The 16,628-nt window shown below is 63.1% G+C and carries 16 protein-coding genes; 13 read left to right on the top strand and 3 right to left on the bottom strand.

Annotated elements, in window-relative coordinates:
- Window positions 1-7 precede the first annotated feature (7 nt).
- The 4 genes from lpdA (at window position 8) to ABLE71_RS12560 (ending at window position 3,267) form a co-directional block, all read left to right on the top strand.
- Window positions 8-1,453, top strand: a complete 1,446-nt coding sequence (gene lpdA, locus ABLE71_RS12575; protein WP_348784464.1) for a dihydrolipoyl dehydrogenase — start codon at window positions 8-10, stop codon at window positions 1,451-1,453.
- A gap of 83 nt (window positions 1,454-1,536) precedes the next feature.
- A complete protein-coding gene (locus ABLE71_RS12570) occupies window positions 1,537-1,821 on the top strand; it encodes a GlsB/YeaQ/YmgE family stress response membrane protein (RefSeq protein ID WP_348783791.1) in 285 nt (94 codons plus the stop codon).
- A gap of 7 nt (window positions 1,822-1,828) precedes the next feature.
- Window positions 1,829-2,791, top strand: coding sequence for a lipoyl synthase (gene lipA / locus ABLE71_RS12565; RefSeq protein ID WP_348783790.1), 963 nt, complete (start codon window positions 1,829-1,831; stop codon window positions 2,789-2,791).
- 11 nt (window positions 2,792-2,802) lie between these two features.
- The gene (locus tag ABLE71_RS12560) at window positions 2,803-3,267 is read left to right on the top strand and encodes a type II toxin-antitoxin system RatA family toxin (RefSeq protein ID WP_348783789.1); all 465 of its coding nucleotides are present in this window, start codon (window positions 2,803-2,805) and stop codon (window positions 3,265-3,267) included.
- Here ABLE71_RS12560 and ABLE71_RS12555 read toward each other — a convergent pair.
- Window positions 3,264-3,752, bottom strand: a complete 489-nt coding sequence (locus tag ABLE71_RS12555; protein WP_348783788.1) for a CinA family protein — start codon at window positions 3,750-3,752, stop codon at window positions 3,264-3,266. The two genes, ABLE71_RS12560 and ABLE71_RS12555, sit on opposite strands and share 4 nt — an antisense overlap.
- Window positions 3,753-3,765: 13 nt before the next feature.
- Window positions 3,766-4,983, bottom strand: coding sequence for a bifunctional 2-C-methyl-D-erythritol 4-phosphate cytidylyltransferase/2-C-methyl-D-erythritol 2,4-cyclodiphosphate synthase (locus ABLE71_RS12550; RefSeq protein ID WP_348783787.1), 1,218 nt, complete (start codon window positions 4,981-4,983; stop codon window positions 3,766-3,768).
- A gap of 140 nt (window positions 4,984-5,123) precedes the next feature.
- On the opposite strand from ABLE71_RS12550, the gene dusB reads away from it, so the two are divergent.
- The 8 genes from dusB to hflX all read left to right on the top strand — a co-directional run bounded on the left by dusB (window position 5,124) and on the right by hflX (window position 15,285).
- The gene (gene dusB, locus ABLE71_RS12545) at window positions 5,124-6,152 is read left to right on the top strand and encodes a tRNA dihydrouridine synthase DusB (protein ID WP_348783786.1); all 1,029 of its coding nucleotides are present in this window, start codon (window positions 5,124-5,126) and stop codon (window positions 6,150-6,152) included.
- Window positions 6,149-7,291, top strand: coding sequence for a nitrogen regulation protein NR(II) (locus tag ABLE71_RS12540; protein WP_348783785.1), 1,143 nt, complete (start codon window positions 6,149-6,151; stop codon window positions 7,289-7,291). Before dusB ends, ABLE71_RS12540 begins: the two co-directional genes overlap by 4 nt.
- A complete protein-coding gene (gene ntrC, locus ABLE71_RS12535) occupies window positions 7,288-8,745 on the top strand; it encodes a nitrogen regulation protein NR(I) (protein ID WP_348783784.1) in 1,458 nt (485 codons plus the stop codon). The genes ABLE71_RS12540 and ntrC overlap by 4 nt, the downstream gene beginning before the upstream one ends.
- 151 nt (window positions 8,746-8,896) lie before the next feature.
- Window positions 8,897-11,182: a PAS domain-containing sensor histidine kinase gene (locus ABLE71_RS12530; RefSeq protein WP_348783783.1), complete on the top strand. Its 2,286-nt coding sequence runs from the start codon at window positions 8,897-8,899 to the stop codon at window positions 11,180-11,182.
- Window positions 11,172-12,533, top strand: coding sequence for a sigma-54 dependent transcriptional regulator (locus ABLE71_RS12525; RefSeq protein ID WP_348783782.1), 1,362 nt, complete (start codon window positions 11,172-11,174; stop codon window positions 12,531-12,533). Before ABLE71_RS12530 ends, ABLE71_RS12525 begins: the two co-directional genes overlap by 11 nt.
- A 99-nt stretch (window positions 12,534-12,632) precedes the next feature.
- Window positions 12,633-13,493, top strand: coding sequence for a D-amino-acid transaminase (locus ABLE71_RS12520; RefSeq protein ID WP_348783781.1), 861 nt, complete (start codon window positions 12,633-12,635; stop codon window positions 13,491-13,493).
- Between the two features lie 142 nt (window positions 13,494-13,635).
- The gene (gene hfq / locus ABLE71_RS12515; protein ID WP_121582987.1) at window positions 13,636-13,884 is read left to right on the top strand and encodes an RNA chaperone Hfq; all 249 of its coding nucleotides are present in this window, start codon (window positions 13,636-13,638) and stop codon (window positions 13,882-13,884) included.
- Window positions 13,885-15,285 carry a GTPase HflX gene (gene hflX / locus ABLE71_RS12510; RefSeq protein ID WP_348783780.1) on the top strand — a complete coding sequence of 467 codons (1,401 nt, stop codon included), beginning with the start codon at window positions 13,885-13,887 and terminating at the stop codon, window positions 15,283-15,285.
- A gap of 6 nt (window positions 15,286-15,291) precedes the next feature.
- Here hflX and mazG read toward each other — a convergent pair whose 3' ends face one another.
- Window positions 15,292-16,116: a nucleoside triphosphate pyrophosphohydrolase gene (gene mazG / locus ABLE71_RS12505; RefSeq protein WP_348783779.1), complete on the bottom strand. Its 825-nt coding sequence runs from the start codon at window positions 16,114-16,116 to the stop codon at window positions 15,292-15,294.
- Window positions 16,117-16,267: 151 nt separating this feature from the next.
- Between mazG and ABLE71_RS12500 the strand changes: the two genes are divergently transcribed.
- Window positions 16,268-16,594 carry a hypothetical protein gene (locus ABLE71_RS12500; RefSeq protein WP_348783778.1) on the top strand — a complete coding sequence of 109 codons (327 nt, stop codon included), beginning with the start codon at window positions 16,268-16,270 and terminating at the stop codon, window positions 16,592-16,594.
- Window positions 16,595-16,628: the final 34 nt, after the last annotated feature.

Below are 16,628 nucleotides of genomic sequence, written 5' to 3'. Positions count from 1 at the left end.
CATGACCGTGGCCAACGCCTACGACGTCATCATCATCGGCTCCGGTCCCGGCGGCTACATCGCCGCCATCCGCGCCGCGCAGCTCGGGCTGAAGACGGCGGTCGTCGAGCGCGAGCATCTGGCCGGCATCTGCTCCAACTGGGGCTGCATCCCGACCAAGGCGCTGCTGCGCACGGCGGAGGTCTTCCACTACGCCGAGCACGCCAAGAACTACGGCTTCAAGATCGAGGGCAAGGTGACGCCGGACGTCAAGGCGATCGTCGACCGCTCGCGCGGCATCGCGCAGCGCATGAACAACGGCGTCGGCTTCCTGATGAAAAAGAACAAGGTCGACGTGATCTGGGGCGAGGCGAAGCTCACGAAGGCCAATGAGATCATGGTCTCCAAGACCAGTAAGAAGCCCATGGAGCCGATGGGGCCTGTGCCCAAGAACACGCTGGGCGAGGGGACATACACCGCCAAGCATATCATCGTGGCGACGGGCGCTCGCCCGCGCGCGTTGCCCGGCATCGAGCCGGACGGCAAGCTGATCTGGACCTATTTCGAGGCGATGGTGCCGAAGGAAATGCCGAAGTCGCTGCTGGTCATGGGTTCTGGCGCGATCGGCATCGAGTTCGCCTCCTTCTACCGCACGATGGGCGTCGATGTGACGGTGGTCGAGATCATGCCGCAAGTCATGCCCGTGGAAGACGCGGAGATTTCCGCCTTCGCCAAGAAACAGTTCGACAAGCAGGGTATGAAGATCCTGCTGGAGGCCAAGGTGGCCAAGGTCGAGAAGGGCAAGGACTCGATCACCGCGCATGTCGAACTGAAGGACGGCAAGGTCGAGAAGATCACCGCCGACCGGATGATCTCGGCCGTCGGCGTGCAGGGCAATGTCGAGAATCTCGGCCTTGAAGCGCTCGGCGTGAAGATCGACCGCGGCACCATCGTCATCGACGGCTACGGCAAGACGAACGTGCCTGGCATCTACGCCATCGGCGACGTCGCCGGCCCGCCGATGCTCGCGCACAAGGCCGAGCACGAGGCGGTCATCTGCGTCGAAAAAATCGCGGGCCTGCCCAACGTGCATCCGATGGACAAGCTGAAAATCCCCGGCTGCACCTATTGCAGCCCGCAGGTGGCGTCGGTCGGCCTTACCGAGGCGAAGGCCAAGGCGGAAGGCAAGGACATCCGCGTTGGCCGTTTCCCCTTCGTGGCCAACGGCAAGGCGATCGCGCTCGGCGAGGATCAGGGCATGGTCAAGACGATCTTCGACAAGAAGACCGGCCAGCTGCTCGGCGCGCATATGGTCGGCGCCGAGGTCACCGAACTGATCCAGGGATTCGTCGTCGCCATGAACCTCGAGACCACCGAGGAAGAATTGATACACACGATCTTCCCGCATCCAACGCTGTCGGAAACGATGAAGGAAAGCGTGCTCGACGCCTATGGCCGCGTGCTCAACGCATAGGGGCCGTGCGCGCCTGTCTCTGTTTCAGTGGCGCGTTCGGGCCTATATGACGGTCTGCAGGTAACCTCGGAGAGGAACAGGCAATGGAACAGAGCGTTGGAATCATGGGGATGCCGGGCGTCGGCTTCTTCGGCATGCTGATCATTGGATTCCTGGCGGGCTATGTCGCCGAGAAGGCCATGAACCGCGAGCACGGCCTGTTCACCAACATCCTCGTCGGCATCGCCGGTTCGTTCATCGGCGGCACTCTGGCCGGCGTGCTCGGGCTGAATTATCAAGGTTTTGCGGGCAACCTGATCGTCGCAATTGCCGGCGCCGTGATCCTGCTGTGGATTTTTGGCCGCGCCAAAGCGAGCGGAGTGAACTGAAGCAATCATGGTCACCGTCCTCGATCGCATCGCCAACGCCCCGCGCGTCCGGCATCCCGAGAAGGCCCACCGGCCCGACCAGGAGGTGCTCCGAAAGCCCGACTGGATTCGCGTCAAGGCGCCGACCTCCAAAGGTTATGCCGACACGCGCGAGATCGTGAAGACGCACAAGCTCGTCACGGTTTGCGAGGAGGCCGGCTGCCCCAACATCGGCGAGTGCTGGGACAAGAAGCACGCCACCTTCATGATCATGGGCGAGATCTGCACGCGCGCCTGCGCCTTCTGCAACGTCGCCACCGGCATTCCGACGGCGCTCGACCATGACGAGCCGGCGCGTGTCGCCGATGCCGTCAAGCAGATGGGGCTGACCCACGTCGTCATCACCTCGGTCGACCGGGACGATCTCGATGACGGCGGCGCCGAGCATTTTGCTGAGGTCATCCGCGCGATCCGCGCGGTCACGCCGAACACGACGATCGAAATCCTGACGCCGGACTTTTTGCGCAAGGACGGCGCTCTTGAGATCGTGGTTGCGGCTAAGCCCGACGTGTTCAACCACAATCTCGAAACCGTGCCGTCGAACTATCTCACCGTTCGGCCCGGTGCGCGCTACTTCCATTCGATCCGGCTGCTGCAGCGCGTGAAGGAACTCGATCCCCAGATCTTCACCAAGTCGGGCATCATGGTCGGACTGGGCGAGGAGCGGAACGAGATCCTGCAGCTCATGGACGATCTTCGCTCCGCCAATGTCGACTTCATGACCATCGGCCAGTACCTGCAGCCGTCGAAGAAGCATCATCCGGTGAAGCGCTTCGTCACGCCGGAAGAATTCAAGTCCTACGAGACGATCGGCAGGACAAAGGGTTTCCTGCTCGTCGCATCGAGCCCGCTGACCCGCTCGTCGCATCACGCCGGCGAGGATTTCGCCCGGCTGCGCGCGGCGCGCGAGGCCCAGCTCGCGAAATCGTAAGCCGGCGCTCCATGCCGCAATTCGAGACGATCAAGCATGTCGGCCACCCGCCGGACGAAATGTTCGCGCTGGTCGCCGACGTGGAAAAATATCCGGAATTCCTGCCGCTGTGCGAGGCGCTGAGCGTGCGGTCGCGTAAGGAGCGCGACGGCCGCACCGTGCTCGTCGCCGACATGACCGTGGGGTACAAGGCAATCCGCGAGACATTCACCAGCCAAGTGCATCTAAAGCCCGATCAGATGGCGATCGACGTCAAGTATCTCGATGGCCCGTTCCGCTACCTGAGCAACATCTGGCGATTCGATCCGGCGCCGGACGGCGGAACGGATATCCACTTCTTCATCGACTACGAGTTCAAGAGCCGCATCCTCGGCGCCATGATGGGCGCCATGTTCGACCGCGCCTTTCGCATGTTCACGAATGCTTTCGAGAAACGGGCCGACGCGATTTATGGCCCACGGGAAGCTACCGGTTAGTCGCCCAGCGCCAGCAGGCCCATCTCGAGTGCGTGTTTGGTGGTCTGCCTGCGGATGTAGTCGCGGCCGAGATTCTGGAAGATGCGCTTCTCCGTGACGACTGGCTTTCCCGAAAGCGCCAGCCCGAACCAGACCAGCCCCACCGGCTTTTCAGTTGATCCGCCATCCGGTCCGGCGATGCCGGTGACGGCGAGCGCGATGCCGGCGCGCGAATTCTTCAGCGCGCCGTCCGCCATCTCGTAAGCCGTTTCGGCGGACACCGCGCCATGCCTGTCGAGCGTTTCCTCGGACACGCCGAGCATCTCGGTCTTGGCCTCGTTCGAATAGGTGACGAAACCGCGGTCAACCATCGAAGACGATCCCGGAATGTCGGTGAGCAGCGAAATGATCATGCCGCCGGTGCAGGATTCCGCGGTCGCCACTAGGATCTTGCGGCGCGCGCAGGCTTTTAGGAACCTGTCGGCCAGATCGCCCCAGTCATTCATGCGAACGTCCCGTTCATTCGGGAACGTCTCCAGGGAAGACGACGCTGGCTGTGGCAATGGCGGCGATCCCTTCCTCCCTGCCCACGAAACCCAACCGCTCGTTCGTGGTTGCCTTGATCGAAATCCGATCGGTGGAAATGTTCAGCATCGCAGCCATTGCCTCGACCATCTTCTCGCGGTGCGTGCCGATGCGCGGAGCCTCGCAGATCAGCGTGATGTCGGCATTGGCGATACGGCCGCCGTTCGAACGCACGATCGCGGCTGCGTGTTCCACGAAAAGATGCGACGCCGCACCCTTCCATTTCGGATCCGATGGCGGGAAATGCGTGCCGATGTCGCCGGCGCCGCACGTGGCGAGCAGCGCGTCCGTGAGAGCGTGCAGGCCGACATCCGCGTCGGAGTGGCCTGAAAGCTTCTTGCCGTGCGGGATTTTTACGCCGCAGAGCGTTACGTGGTCCCCCGGCTCGAAGGCGTGCACGTCATAGCCGTTGCCGGTGCGAACATCCGGAAAAACGAGCCTGCCGCCGAGTCGCTGGTCGGCCACGACCATGTCCCTTGCCCAGGTCAGTTTCATGTTGTCCGGCGAACCGGTGACGATACGCACGGGAATCTTGGCCCATTCGGCGACCGCCGCATCGTCGGTGAAATCCTGCTTGCCGAGTTGGAAAGCCTTTTCGTGAGCCGCCAGTATCGGCCAGTACGGGAAGCCCTGCGGCGTTTGCGCGGCATGCAGGCCGGCGCGCGGCACCGTCTCGCCGACATTGCCGTCGCCGTTCATGCGCTTCAGCGTATCGGCCACCTGCATCGCCGGCAGCGCTCCCTGGCGCTCGTCGATGGCGTCGATCGTGCGGTCGATCAGCGCTGCGTCGACGAAAGGGCGCACGCCGTCGTGGATCAGCACCATGCTCGGCGCGTGGTCGCGCAGCGCGCGCAACGCAAGCCGCGTCGATTCCTGCCTCGTCGCGCCGCCGTGAATGGCCTCCAGCCTCTCGTCCTCCAAGCCCGAGATGCAGGAACGGAAAAGTTCGTCGTCGTCCGGATGGATGGCGACGACGATCCGTCCGATCCGCGGGTGGCCGAGAAAGGCCTGGATCGTGTGGGAGACCACCGGATGTCCCCCGATCATGCGGTATTGTTTGGGGCCGTCAGCCTTGCCGGCCCGCTCGCCGCGGCCGGCTGCCACGATGACGACGGCCGCTTTTTCGGGCTCTGTGTCTGAACCATTCTGCATCGCGTGACGCATAGTCGCGCTGCTGCCTGAAAACCAGAGGAATCCCGAAAGCGACACAATTTCGCGCCAGTTGCAGGTTGCACACCCGCAGGAAACTGTCTATTCCTTGGGCAAACAGGGAATGTGCTTGGTTTTTATGCATGGCTGAATTTGATAAGCTCGCCGAGCCTATCGCTGTTGGCGGCGTGTCGATACGCAATCGCGTATTCTTGGCGCCGATGTCCGGCGTCACCGACGAGGCCTTCCGCCGTCGCGCCTATTGGCACGGAGCCGGGCTTGTCGTGTCCGAGATGGTGGCGAGCGGAGAACTCGCCCGAGGCCGTCCCAACACCGGACGCCGTGTACGCCATTCCGGCCTGCCGGTCCATATGGTGCAGCTTGCCGGACGCGAAGCGCACCACATGGCCGAGGCGGCCCGGATTAGCGAAGCCGAGGGCGCCGACATCATCGACATCAACATGGGCTGCCCGGCGAAGAAGGTTACGGGCGGATACTCCGGCTCGGCGCTGATGCGCGATCTTGACCACGCGCTGACGCTTATCGACGCGGTGGTGGCCGCGGTCGGCGTGCCCGTCACGGTGAAGATGAGGCTGGGCTGGGACGACACCGCGCTGAACGCTCCAGTTCTAGCGCGCCGCGCCGAGCAGGCCGGCGTGAAGATGGTCACGATCCATGGCCGGACACGCTGCCAGTTCTACCAGGGAAAGGCGGACTGGCGGGCCATAGCGCGGGTCAAGGAAGCGGTCTCGATTCCGGTCGTGGCGAACGGCGACGTCGGTTCGGCGGCCGACGCCAGGGCCATTCTGCGGCTTTCCGGCGCCGATGCCGTCATGGTCGGTCGCGCCAGCTACGGCGCGCCGTGGATCGTTGGGGAAATTACGAGCGCGGCTCGCGGAGACACCTCCGGCAGTGCCCCCGCCAACGGCGAAGCGATGGCCGAGTATGTCGTCGAGCATTATGAGGACATGCTCTCCCTGTATGGCGTCGAGAGCGGGCTGCGGCAGGCGCGCAAGCATCTCGGCTGGTACCTGGATCGTCACGCTCCCGGCTTGGCAACCGAGCTGCGTGGCAGGATCATGACGTCCTTGGACCCGGTCGAAGTCATCGGGGCATTGCGCACTGCGTTCATCATTGCGGAGCAGTTCGAGTCGGTTAGGACGGCGGCATGACCGTGGCAACGCACCCCGGCGCCGCGGAGGCCGACGCCGCCCAGATCGTGCTGAACACGATCAGGCGGCCGGTCATCATGATTGGGCCGGAAGGCAACATCACGTTTGCTAACGCCGACGCGGAAGACTTCTTCCGATCGAGCGCCGCTGGCCTCTCCCGCAAGACGCTGGCGCACTTCATGCCCTTCGGCAGCCCCATCCTGGCGTTGGTCGACCAGGTTCGGGCGCGCAAGGCGCCGGTGAACGAGTACCGCGTCGACGTCTCGTCCCCCCGCATCGGCATCGAGAAGGTCGTCGACCTCTATGTCGCGCCGGTTCCGGAGTTTCCCGGTTCCGTGGTCGTGATGTTCCAGGAACGGTCGATGGCCGACAAGATCGACCGACAGATGACGCACCGTAGCGCCGCGCGTTCGGTTACCGGACTGGCGGCGATGCTCGCGCACGAGATCAAGAATCCGCTCTCCGGCATTCGCGGCGCGGCACAGCTCCTTGAAACCGCGGTTTCGGATGAGGACAGGGCGCTGACGCGCCTGATCACCGATGAGACCGACCGTATCGTGTCACTCGTCGACCGCATGGAGATCTTTTCGGACGAGCGTCCCATCGACCGCTATCCAGTCAACATCCACGTCGTCCTCGACCATGTGAAGGCGATCGCCAAGAACGGGTTCGCAAGCCAGATCAAGATCCTCGAGGACTACGACCCGTCGCTGCCTCCGGTCTATGCGAACCGCGATCAGCTCATTCAGGTTTTCCTCAATCTGGTGAAGAACGCGGCCGAAGCGGTCGGCAACGTTCCGGGCGGAGAAATCACGCTTTCGACCGCTTTCCGTCCGGGCATTCGCGTTTCTTTTCCAGGCACGCAGGACCGCGTCTCTCTGCCGCTCGAATTCTGCGTCAAGGACAACGGGCCCGGCGTGTCCGAGGACATCCTGCCCATCCTTTTCGATCCATTCATAACAACCAAGCCGAACGGTTCGGGCCTGGGGCTTGCCCTGGTCGCCAAGATCGTCGGCGACCATGGCGGCATCATCGAGTGCGACTCGACGCCGCGCGGGACGACGTTCCGCGTGCTGATGCCCGCCTGGAGAAATGTCTCGGCCGCCCCTGAGGGCGAGGCCAAAGGAGACCACTCGTGACCGTTCAAGGCAATATTCTGGTCGCCGACGATGATGCGGCGATCCGTACCGTGCTCAACCAGGCGCTTTCCCGCGTCGGCCACGAAGTCCGGGTCACGTCGAACGCGGCCACGCTCTGGCGGTGGATTTCGGCGGGTGAGGGTGATCTGGTCATCACCGATGTCGTCATGCCGGACGAAAACGCATTCGACATGCTTCCGCGCATCAAGAAGGCGCGGCCCGAACTGCCCGTCATCGTGATGAGCGCGCAGAACACGTTCATGACGGCAATCCGCGCTTCGGAAACGGGCGCCTACGAATATCTGCCGAAGCCTTTCGACCTCAACGAACTGCTCAGCATCGTCAACCGCGCCCTTTCTGAGCCGCGGCGTCCCAAGCTCGACAATCGGGCCGAGGAACAGGCGGAGGCGATGCCGCTGGTCGGCCGATCCGCCGCGATGCAAGACATCTACCGCATGCTTGCCCGCATGATGCAGACCGACCTCACGGTCATGATCAGCGGCGAGTCCGGCACCGGCAAGGAACTCGTCGCGCGTGCGCTGCACGAATATGGCCGCCGCCGCAGCGGGCCGTTCGTTGCGATCAACATGGCCGCGATCCCGCGCGACCTGATCGAGTCGGAGCTCTTCGGCCATGAGAAGGGAGCCTTCACCGGCGCGCAGAACCGGTCGACGGGACGCTTCGAGCAGGCCGAAGGCGGCACGCTGTTCCTCGACGAGATTGGCGACATGCCTATGGAGGCACAGACACGTTTGCTCCGGGTGTTGCAGCAGGGCGAATATACGACAGTCGGCGGCCGCACGCCCATCAAGACGGACGTCCGCATCGTCGCCGCCACCAACAAGGATCTGCGCACGCTGATCAGTCAGGGACTGTTCCGCGAGGATCTGTTCTACCGGCTAAACGTGGTGCCGCTCAGGCTGCCGCCGTTGCGCGAGCGCGCCGAGGACGTTCCCGATCTCGTGCGGCATTTCTTCAAGGAGGGGGAGAGCGAAGGGCTGCGCACGAAGCGCATATCGAGCGGCGGCATCGAATTGATGAAGCGTTATCCCTGGCCGGGCAACGTGCGCGAGCTCGAGAATCTCGTGCGCAGGCTGGCCGCGCTCTATCCGCAGGACGAGATCTCCGCCGAGGTCATCGAGGCGGAGTTGAAGACCGGCGAGCAGCCGGCCGCTTCCGGCGTCGCGATGGTTGCGGAGAATCTCACCATCGGGCAGGCCGCCGAACACTATCTGCAGCGCTATTTTTCGAGCTTCGGAGGCGATCTCCCGCCGCCGGGTCTCTACCAGCGCATCCTGACGGAAGTCGAGTATCCACTTGTTCTCGCGTCGATGACGGCGACCAGAGGCAACCAGATCAAGGCCGCGGAGTTGCTGGGCCTCAACCGCAACACGCTCCGGAAAAAGATTCGGGACCTCGGCGTGAACGTCTACCGGGCCTCCAAGTCGAATTGACGCGCCTCGCGAGACCGGTCTGTTATTCCGCCTTCACCAAGATGTGTTGCCGGAAAAACACGTTCTCCGTGGCAGGAATGCCACTCCTTGTTGCACAATCGCCACAATGCGTTGCATAGATCGCCACAATTGACGCGCATCGAAGCGGACGATGGCAGTTCAGGCACCGGCGATTCCAGATAGGTATTTCGAAAACACGGCTGTGGCCGACAGCCGTCGGCTGCTGGCCTTGCCGGGTGTCGTGGCGGTTGTTGGCGCGCTGGTCACCGCTGCAATCTCCTTCGCGATTCTGGTGGGCGCCACGCCCATCACCCCGGACGAAACGACGACGATCGCCCTGATCGTCATCAACGCGCTTTTCGTCGTGGTGCTGATCGCGCTGATCGGGCGGGAGGTCCACCGCATCGCCATGGCCCGGCGTCGGGGCAAGGCGGCGTCCAGGCTCCATGTGCGCATCGTCGCCATGTTCTCGCTCATCGCCGTGCTGCCGGCCTTGCTTGTCGCCATCATTGCATCGATCACGCTCGATATCGGCCTCGACCGCTGGTTCGAAATCCGCACCAAGACGATCATCAACTCGTCGCTGTCGATCGCGGAAGCCTATGTGCGCGAGAATGCGCGCAACCTGCAGGGCACGACGCTGTCGATGGCCAACGACCTCGACAACGCGCGGCCCCTTTATGGCCTCGACCGGACCGGGTTCCGCGAGTTCCTCAGCCGGCAGGCCGTTGGGCGCGCGCTGGCTCACGCCGCGCTGGTGCGCGTCGACGGCTCCTTCATCATGAATGCCGATACGCGGTCGGATTTCGACATGCCGCCGCCGCCAGCGGAGGCGCTGGAGAAAGCCGTCGTCGGACAGCCCGTGCTGATCGAGCCGCGGACCAGCAACATCGTCGGCGCCATCCTCAAGCTGCGACAGATCGAGGACGCCTATCTCTACACGATCCGCCTCGTCGATCCGGAAGTCATAAGGGCGCGCCAGATCGTGACGGCCAACAGCAACGAATATCGCGGGCTGGAGGCAAACCGCCGCACCACCCAGATCGCGTTCGGCCTGCTCTACCTCGGTCTGACGCTGATCATCGTTCTGTCGGCGATATGGACCGGCATCGCCGTGGCCGACCGGCTCGTGCGGCCGATTCGGCAGTTGATCGGCGCGGCCGACGAGGTGGCGACCGGCAACCTCGACGTCTCGGTGCCCGTGCGCCTGTCCGACGGAGACGTCGCTTCGCTTGGCGATACCTTCAACAAGATGCTCCTGGAGCTCAAGTCGCAGCGCAACGAGATCCTGCACGCGAAGGACCTTGTCGACGAGCGCCGCCGTTTCTCCGAGGCGGTGCTGGCGGGCGTCACGGCCGGCGTCATCGGCGTCGATCCGTACGGAACGATCACCATCGTCAACCGTTCTGCCGAGACGATGCTCGCCATCTCGGCGGATGCGTCTCTGGGAAAGAATCTGTCGACCATTCTGCCGCATGTCGGTCGCGTCTTCGAGATCGGCCGCAAGTCCGGACGCCCGGTCTATCGTGAGCAGGTGACGTTCTATCGAACCGGCGCGGAGCGCACGTTCAATGTGCAGGTCACCATCGAAGGCGGCGACTATCAGCAGGACGACAAGTCCTATGTCGTCACGATCGACGACATCACCGATCTCGTGCAGGCGCAGCGCTCCTCGGCCTGGGCCGACGTTGCGCGGCGCATCGCGCATGAGATCAAGAACCCGCTGACGCCGATCCAGCTCTCGGCCGAGCGCATCCGGCGACGCTACGGCAAGGTGATCACGGAGGACCGCGAGGTTTTCGACCAGTGCACCGACACGATCATCCGCCAGGTCGAGGATATCGGCCGCATGGTCGACGAGTTCTCCGCCTTCGCGCGCATGCCCAAGCCCGAGATGAAGGCGATCGACGTCCGCGACGCGCTGCGCGAAGCCTCGTTTCTGGTCGAGGTCAGCCGCTCCGACATCAAGTTCGAGCGCGACTTCGGCGAAGAGCCGCTCAAAGGCACCTTCGACAGCCGGCTGATGGCACAGGCGTTCGGCAACATCATCAAGAACGCAGCCGAGGCGATCGAAGCCGTCAACAAGGAGATCGGCGACACGGGCGCGATCCGCATCCGCGCCGGCATGGTCGACGGGATGATCCGCGTCGACGTGATGGACAATGGAAAAGGCCTGCCGCGCGAGAACCGGCAGAGGCTGCTCGAACCTTATATGACGACGCGCGAGAAGGGGACCGGGCTGGGCCTCGCCATCGTCAAGAAAATCGTCGAAGACCATGGCGGCCGATTGGAACTCCATGACGCCCCGACGGATTTCTATGGCGGGCGCGGTGCGATGATCACGATGATCCTGCCTGCCGCTTCCGCCTCAGGCATCCCGGACGGCGCTTCGACGGCGTTTGAAATAGCAATCGAAAAGGTAAGTGATGGCGTCTGACATTCTCATCGTCGACGACGAACAGGACATACGTGAACTGGTCGCGGGCCTCCTGAGCGACGAGGGCCACGAGACGCGGACTGCGCATGATGCCGACAGCGCCATGGCGGCGATTGCCGACCGTGTGCCCAGGCTGGTCTTCCTTGACATCTGGCTGCAGGGCTCGCGCCTCGACGGCCTTGCGCTGCTCGACCAGATCAAGACGATGCACCCGTCCCTGCCGGTGGTGATGATCTCCGGACACGGTAACATCGAGACCGCCGTGTCGGCCATTCGCCGCGGCGCCTACGATTTCATCGAGAAGCCGTTCAAGGCCGACCGACTGATACTGATCGCCGAACGGGCGCTGGAGACGTCGAAACTCCGGCGCGAGGTGTCCGATCTCAAGTTGCGCAGCGGCGAGACGTTCGACCTTATCGGCATGTCGCCGGCGATGAGCCAGTTGCGCCAGACCATCGAGCGGGTGGCGCCCACCAACAGCCGCATCATGATCGTCGGCCCGTCGGGATCGGGCAAGGAACTTGCCGCGCGTGCTATCCATGCGCTGTCCTCGCGCAAGGGCGGACCTTTCGTCAGCGTCAATTCGGCCACGATCACGCCGGAACGCATGGAGATCGAACTCTTCGGCACGGAATCGAATGGCGGCGAACGCAAGGTAGGCGCGCTGGAGGAGGCTCATCGCGGCATTCTCTATCTCGATGAGGTCGCGGACATGCCGCGCGAGACGCAGAGCAAGATCTTGCGCGTTCTGGTCGACCAGCAGTTCGAACGGGTAGGGGGAACCAAGCGGGTCAAGGTCGATGTCCGCATTCTCTCTTCCACTGCCCAGAATCTCGAGGCGATGATTGCGGACGGACGTTTCCGCGAGGATCTCTACCATCGGCTTGCCGTGGTTCCGGTCGTGGTGCCCGGGCTCGCCGAGCGCCGCGAGGATATTCCCTATCTTGTCGATCACTTCATGAAGCAGGTGGCGCGGCAGGCGGGCATAAGGCCAAGGCGGATCGGCGACGATGCCCTTGCTGTCCTGCAGGCGCACAACTGGCCGGGCAACGTGCGGCAGCTTCGCAACAACATCGAGCGGCTGATGATCCTGGTTCGCGGCGACGACGTCGAAGCGCCGATTACCGCGGACCTGCTTCCGGCCGAGATCGGCGACGTGATGCCGAGGGCGCCGAACCAGTCGGACCAGCACATCATGGCTCTGCCGCTGCGCGAGGCGCGCGAGATGTTCGAGAAGGAATATCTGATCGCGCAGATCAACCGGTTCGGCGGCAATATCTCGCGCACCGCGGAGTTCATCGGCATGGAGCGCTCGGCCCTGCATCGCAAACTGAAATCACTCGGGGTGTGAGGGCCTGCCCTCGGGGTAAATCATCGCTGGACCAAGGACTTGCGGTTGCGGCAGCGTCGGAATCGCATAACAAAGATTCATTTCGGGGCCACGTAAATCATGCCGCGCATTGCCTATGTTAACGGACGCTACGTCGCGCACGCCGACGCGTGTGTGCACATCGAAGACAGGGGCTATCAGTTCGCCGACGGCGTCTATGAAGTGTGCGAGGTGGCGCGCGGCTACATCGTTGACGCCGAGCGCCATCTCGACCGTCTCGCGCGTTCGTTGAGCGAGTTGCAGATGGCATGGCCGATGCATCGCTCGACGCTCGAGATCGTCATGGCAGAGGTGGTCAGACGTAACGGCGTGAAAAACGGGCTTATCTATCTTCAGGTGACCCGGGGTGTGGCCAGCCGCGACTTCCTGTTCCCGGCGGACACAAAGCCATCGCTCGTGATCACGGCCAAGAAGATTGCCCCGGCGGTCAATGCCAAGAAGGCTGAGCACGGCATCAAGGTCATCACCGTGCCCGAGAATCGCTGGGACCGGGTCGACATCAAGACAGTCGGCCTGCTGCCCAACGTGCTTGCCAAGGAGAAGGCCAAGGCAGCCGGCGCGCAGGAGGCCTGGTTCGTGGATGCGGACGGCAACGTGAAGGAGGGCGGGTCGTCGAACGCCTGGATCGTCACCAAGGACGGGGTTCTGGTCACTCGCCCCGCCGAACACGGCATCTTGCGGGGTATCACGCGCACGACGCTATTCGAAGTTGCGGCGAAGCTGGGCCTTAAGATCGAGGAGCGCGGCTTCTCCGTCGCCGAGGCCAAGGCCGCGCGGGAGGCCTTTATCAGTTCGGCCACGACGATCGCCATGCCGGTGGTGGCAATCGACGGCGCCCCGGTGGCCAACGGCCACCCCGGTTCGGTTGTACTTTCCCTGCGGGAGGCCTTTTTTGACGTTGCGGAAAAAAGGCTGGCCTGATAACCGCAGGCAGAAGAAGTCTTTGATGTCTCGTCTACCTGTCGTTGATAGTGGCAGTGAGACGGTTTTGTGTGCTTGACAGGCGCGGTTAAATTTGGCGCATTGGCATGCGCACTTCGGGGATTGGCGAAAGATAAGAAAAATGGCGGAACGCTCGCAAAATCTACAGGATCTGTTCCTGAATTCGGTCCGAAAGACCAAAAATCCACTTACGATCTTCCTCATCAACGGCGTCAAATTGACGGGCGTGGTCACCTCGTTCGACAATTTCTGCGTGTTGCTGCGTCGCGACGGGCACTCACAGCTTGTCTACAAGCACGCCATTTCCACCATCATGCCGAGCCAGCCGGTTCAGATGTTTGATGGCGAGGAAGCCAGTCAGAGCGCCTGATTGGCACGTCAAAAAAACGCGGGCCAGGGGGCAAGCGGTAATTCGACCAGGCAGACCGGTGTCGACCGCGCCAAGGCGCCGACGCGCGCCGCCGTCATCGTGCCGGTGTTGCCGCGATCCTTTCGCCCTGACGATGAGTCCACGCAGAACCGCCCGAGGCTGACCAGATCACCGGATGCGCGCCACGAAGAGGCCGTGGGACTGGCGCAAGCCATTGATCTCAATATCGTTTACAGCGCGGTCGTGATCGTCAACGAACCGCGGCCGGCGACTCTGCTCGGAAGCGGCAAGGTCGAAGAGATCGCCGGAATCGTGAAGGATGAAAAGATCGAGGTCGTCATCTTCGATCATCCGCTGACGCCGGTGCAGCAGCGCAATCTCGAAAAAGAGTTGAATGCCAAGGTCTTGGACCGCACCGCGCTGATCCTCGAGATATTCGGCGAGCGCGCACGGACCAAGGAAGGCGCGTTGCAGGTCCAGCTTGCGCATCTCAACTACCAGAAGGGGCGGCTGGTCAGGAGTTGGACCCACCTCGAGCGCCAGAGAGGCGGCGGCGGCTTCCTAGGAGGCCCCGGCGAAACGCAGATCGAGGCCGACCGACGCGTGCTGCAGGACAAGATCATCAAGCTGAAGCGCGAGCTGGAGACGGTGCGCCGCACGCGCGATCTGCACCGCGCCAAGCGCAAGAAAGTGCCGTTCCCGGTGGTCGCGATCGTCGGCTATACAAACGCCGGAAAGTCTACCCTTTTCAACAAGTTGACAGGCGCGGGCGTGCTCGCGGAGGACATGCTGTTTGCGACGCTCGACCCGACGCTGCGCCGGGTGCGCCTGCCGCACGGCACGCCGATCATCCTGTCCGATACGGTCGGATTCATCTCCGACCTGCCGACGCACCTAGTCGCTGCCTTCCGGGCCACGCTGGAAGAGGTGGTCGAGGCCGATTTGGTTATCCACCTCAGGGACATAGCCGATCCGGACACGGCCGCGCAGGCCGAGGATGTCGAACGGATCCTCGGCGACCTCGGCGTCGATGCGAGCAATCGGGAGCGCGTGATCGAGGTCTGGAACAAAATCGACCTGCTGGACGACAGCAATCGCTCGCGGTTGCTCGTGGATGGAACCGTGGACAGGCCGGAACCGCCGATCGCGATATCGGCAGTGACCGGCGAGGGGTTGGACGCGCTCGCCGCCATCATCGAGCAGCGCGTTTCGGGTGACCTGAAGGAGATGACCGTCACGCTCCGACCCGATCAGCTCGCGCTGACCGACTGGCTCTACCGCAACGGCGATGTCCTCTCCCGCAAAGACGAGGAGGACGGCAGCGTGTCGATCTCGATCAGGGCCACGGAAGCTGCTCGCGATGAGATCGAAAGCAGATTACATCATAAAAACAGATCTTAAGCAGCCTCAGCTCACCTTCTTAGCCTGCTGCCAAAGCTCTTCCATTTCGTCGAGCGAGGAGGCGTCGAGGGTCCGGCCCGAGGCGTTGAGGGCGCGCTCGACATGATGAAAACGGCTGCGGAATTTTTCGTTGGTGCCGGAGAGCGCCGCCTCGGAATCGATCTTCAAGTGACGGCCAAGATTGACCAGCGCGAACAGCACGTCGCCGAACTCGTCCTTCATGGCGGCGGCGTCGCCGACGGATAGCGCCTCGCGCAACTCGCCGATTTCCTCCTCGATCTTGTCGAGGATCGGGCCCGGCTCGGTCCAGTCGAAGCCAACGCGCGCCGCTTTTTCTTGCAGTTTCAAAGCTCTCGTAAGGGCCGGAAGGGCTACCGGGACGCCGTCAAGGAAGCCCCTTCCATGGTCCTCGGGGTCGAGGCCGCGGGCGAGGCGGGTCTCGCGCTTGAGGGCTTTTTCCTCCGCCTTGATCTTCTCCCACATGCCTTTGGCCATGCCGGCGCTGCGGGCTTTTTCGTCGCCGAAGACATGCGGATGGCGGCGGATCATCTTCTCGGTGATCGCATGAACCACGTCTCCGAAGGCGAATTCATAAGCTTCTTCAGCCATTTGCGCGTGATAGACGACCTGGAGGAGCAGGTCGCCGAGTTCGTCGCGCAAATCGTCCATGTCGTTTCGGGCGATGGCGTCCGCGACCTCGTAGGCTTCTTCGATCGTATAGGGGGCGATGGTCGAGAAGTTCTGCTCGATGTCCCAGGGGCAGCCGGTTTTCGGGTCGCGCAGGGCGGCCATGATCTCGATGAGGCGGGAAACGTCGCGGGAGGGCTTCATCGGGCGATGCTAGCGGTCGGGTTGGGTCGGCGATATGGCCGCCGCGCGTGGATGAAACATTTTCCACAATTCCACGGATGCGTCCTTGCCGGGCCGCGAAACCCTTCCTATTCAATACTGATCCGAGCGCGGCAAGCAGGAACGTTAGCAGATGCTGATGGAAGTGACCCGGCGGTCCGGACCGCTTGCCTTCTTCGTTCGGCGCTGGGGCCGGCGGGTCCCGCTGGGTTTGCTGTTCTGGCGCGACATGATCGTCATCGGTTCGGCCCTGAACCTCGCCGCGGCCTTCGCAGGCCTTATGGCGCTTGGTTTCAAGGCCGATCTCCTCGTCGCCATGCTCATCTTCCACGCGCCGCTGCCCTATAATTTTTTCATCGTAGGGGCGATCTGGCGGACGGCCGATCTGGTCGATGCGGCGAAGGCGTCGTCGGCGCGGTTCGGCGCGGCGCTGTGGCTGGTGGCTGCGACCGTACTCTAGGCTACGGGCGTTGATAGGATTCCACGTTCAGACG

Origin of the sequence: Mesorhizobium sp. KR9-304 (assembly GCF_040049215.1) — a bacterium.
Lineage (GTDB): Bacteria > Pseudomonadota > Alphaproteobacteria > Rhizobiales > Rhizobiaceae > Mesorhizobium_K.
This window is presented reverse-complemented; position numbering and strand designations above follow the sequence as displayed.

Coding starts and splice junctions, on each gene's coding strand:
- ABLE71_RS12570 (WP_348783791.1), top strand. CDS start 1,537: ATGGAACAGAGCGTTGGAATCATGGGGATGCCGGGCGTCGGCTTCTTC.
- lipA (WP_348783790.1), top strand. CDS start 1,829: ATGGTCACCGTCCTCGATCGCATCGCCAACGCCCCGCGCGTCCGGCAT.
- ABLE71_RS12560 (WP_348783789.1), top strand. CDS start 2,803: ATGCCGCAATTCGAGACGATCAAGCATGTCGGCCACCCGCCGGACGAA.
- ABLE71_RS12555 (WP_348783788.1), bottom strand. CDS start 3,752: ATGAATGACTGGGGCGATCTGGCCGACAGGTTCCTAAAAGCCTGCGCG.
- ABLE71_RS12550 (WP_348783787.1), bottom strand. CDS start 4,983: ATGCAGAATGGTTCAGACACAGAGCCCGAAAAAGCGGCCGTCGTCATC.
- dusB (WP_348783786.1), top strand. CDS start 5,124: ATGGCTGAATTTGATAAGCTCGCCGAGCCTATCGCTGTTGGCGGCGTG.
- ABLE71_RS12540 (WP_348783785.1), top strand. CDS start 6,149: ATGACCGTGGCAACGCACCCCGGCGCCGCGGAGGCCGACGCCGCCCAG.
- ABLE71_RS12530 (WP_348783783.1), top strand. CDS start 8,897: ATGGCAGTTCAGGCACCGGCGATTCCAGATAGGTATTTCGAAAACACG.
- ABLE71_RS12525 (WP_348783782.1), top strand. CDS start 11,172: ATGGCGTCTGACATTCTCATCGTCGACGACGAACAGGACATACGTGAA.
- ABLE71_RS12520 (WP_348783781.1), top strand. CDS start 12,633: ATGCCGCGCATTGCCTATGTTAACGGACGCTACGTCGCGCACGCCGAC.
- hfq (WP_121582987.1), top strand. CDS start 13,636: ATGGCGGAACGCTCGCAAAATCTACAGGATCTGTTCCTGAATTCGGTC.
- mazG (WP_348783779.1), bottom strand. CDS start 16,116: ATGAAGCCCTCCCGCGACGTTTCCCGCCTCATCGAGATCATGGCCGCC.
- ABLE71_RS12500 (WP_348783778.1), top strand. CDS start 16,268: ATGCTGATGGAAGTGACCCGGCGGTCCGGACCGCTTGCCTTCTTCGTT.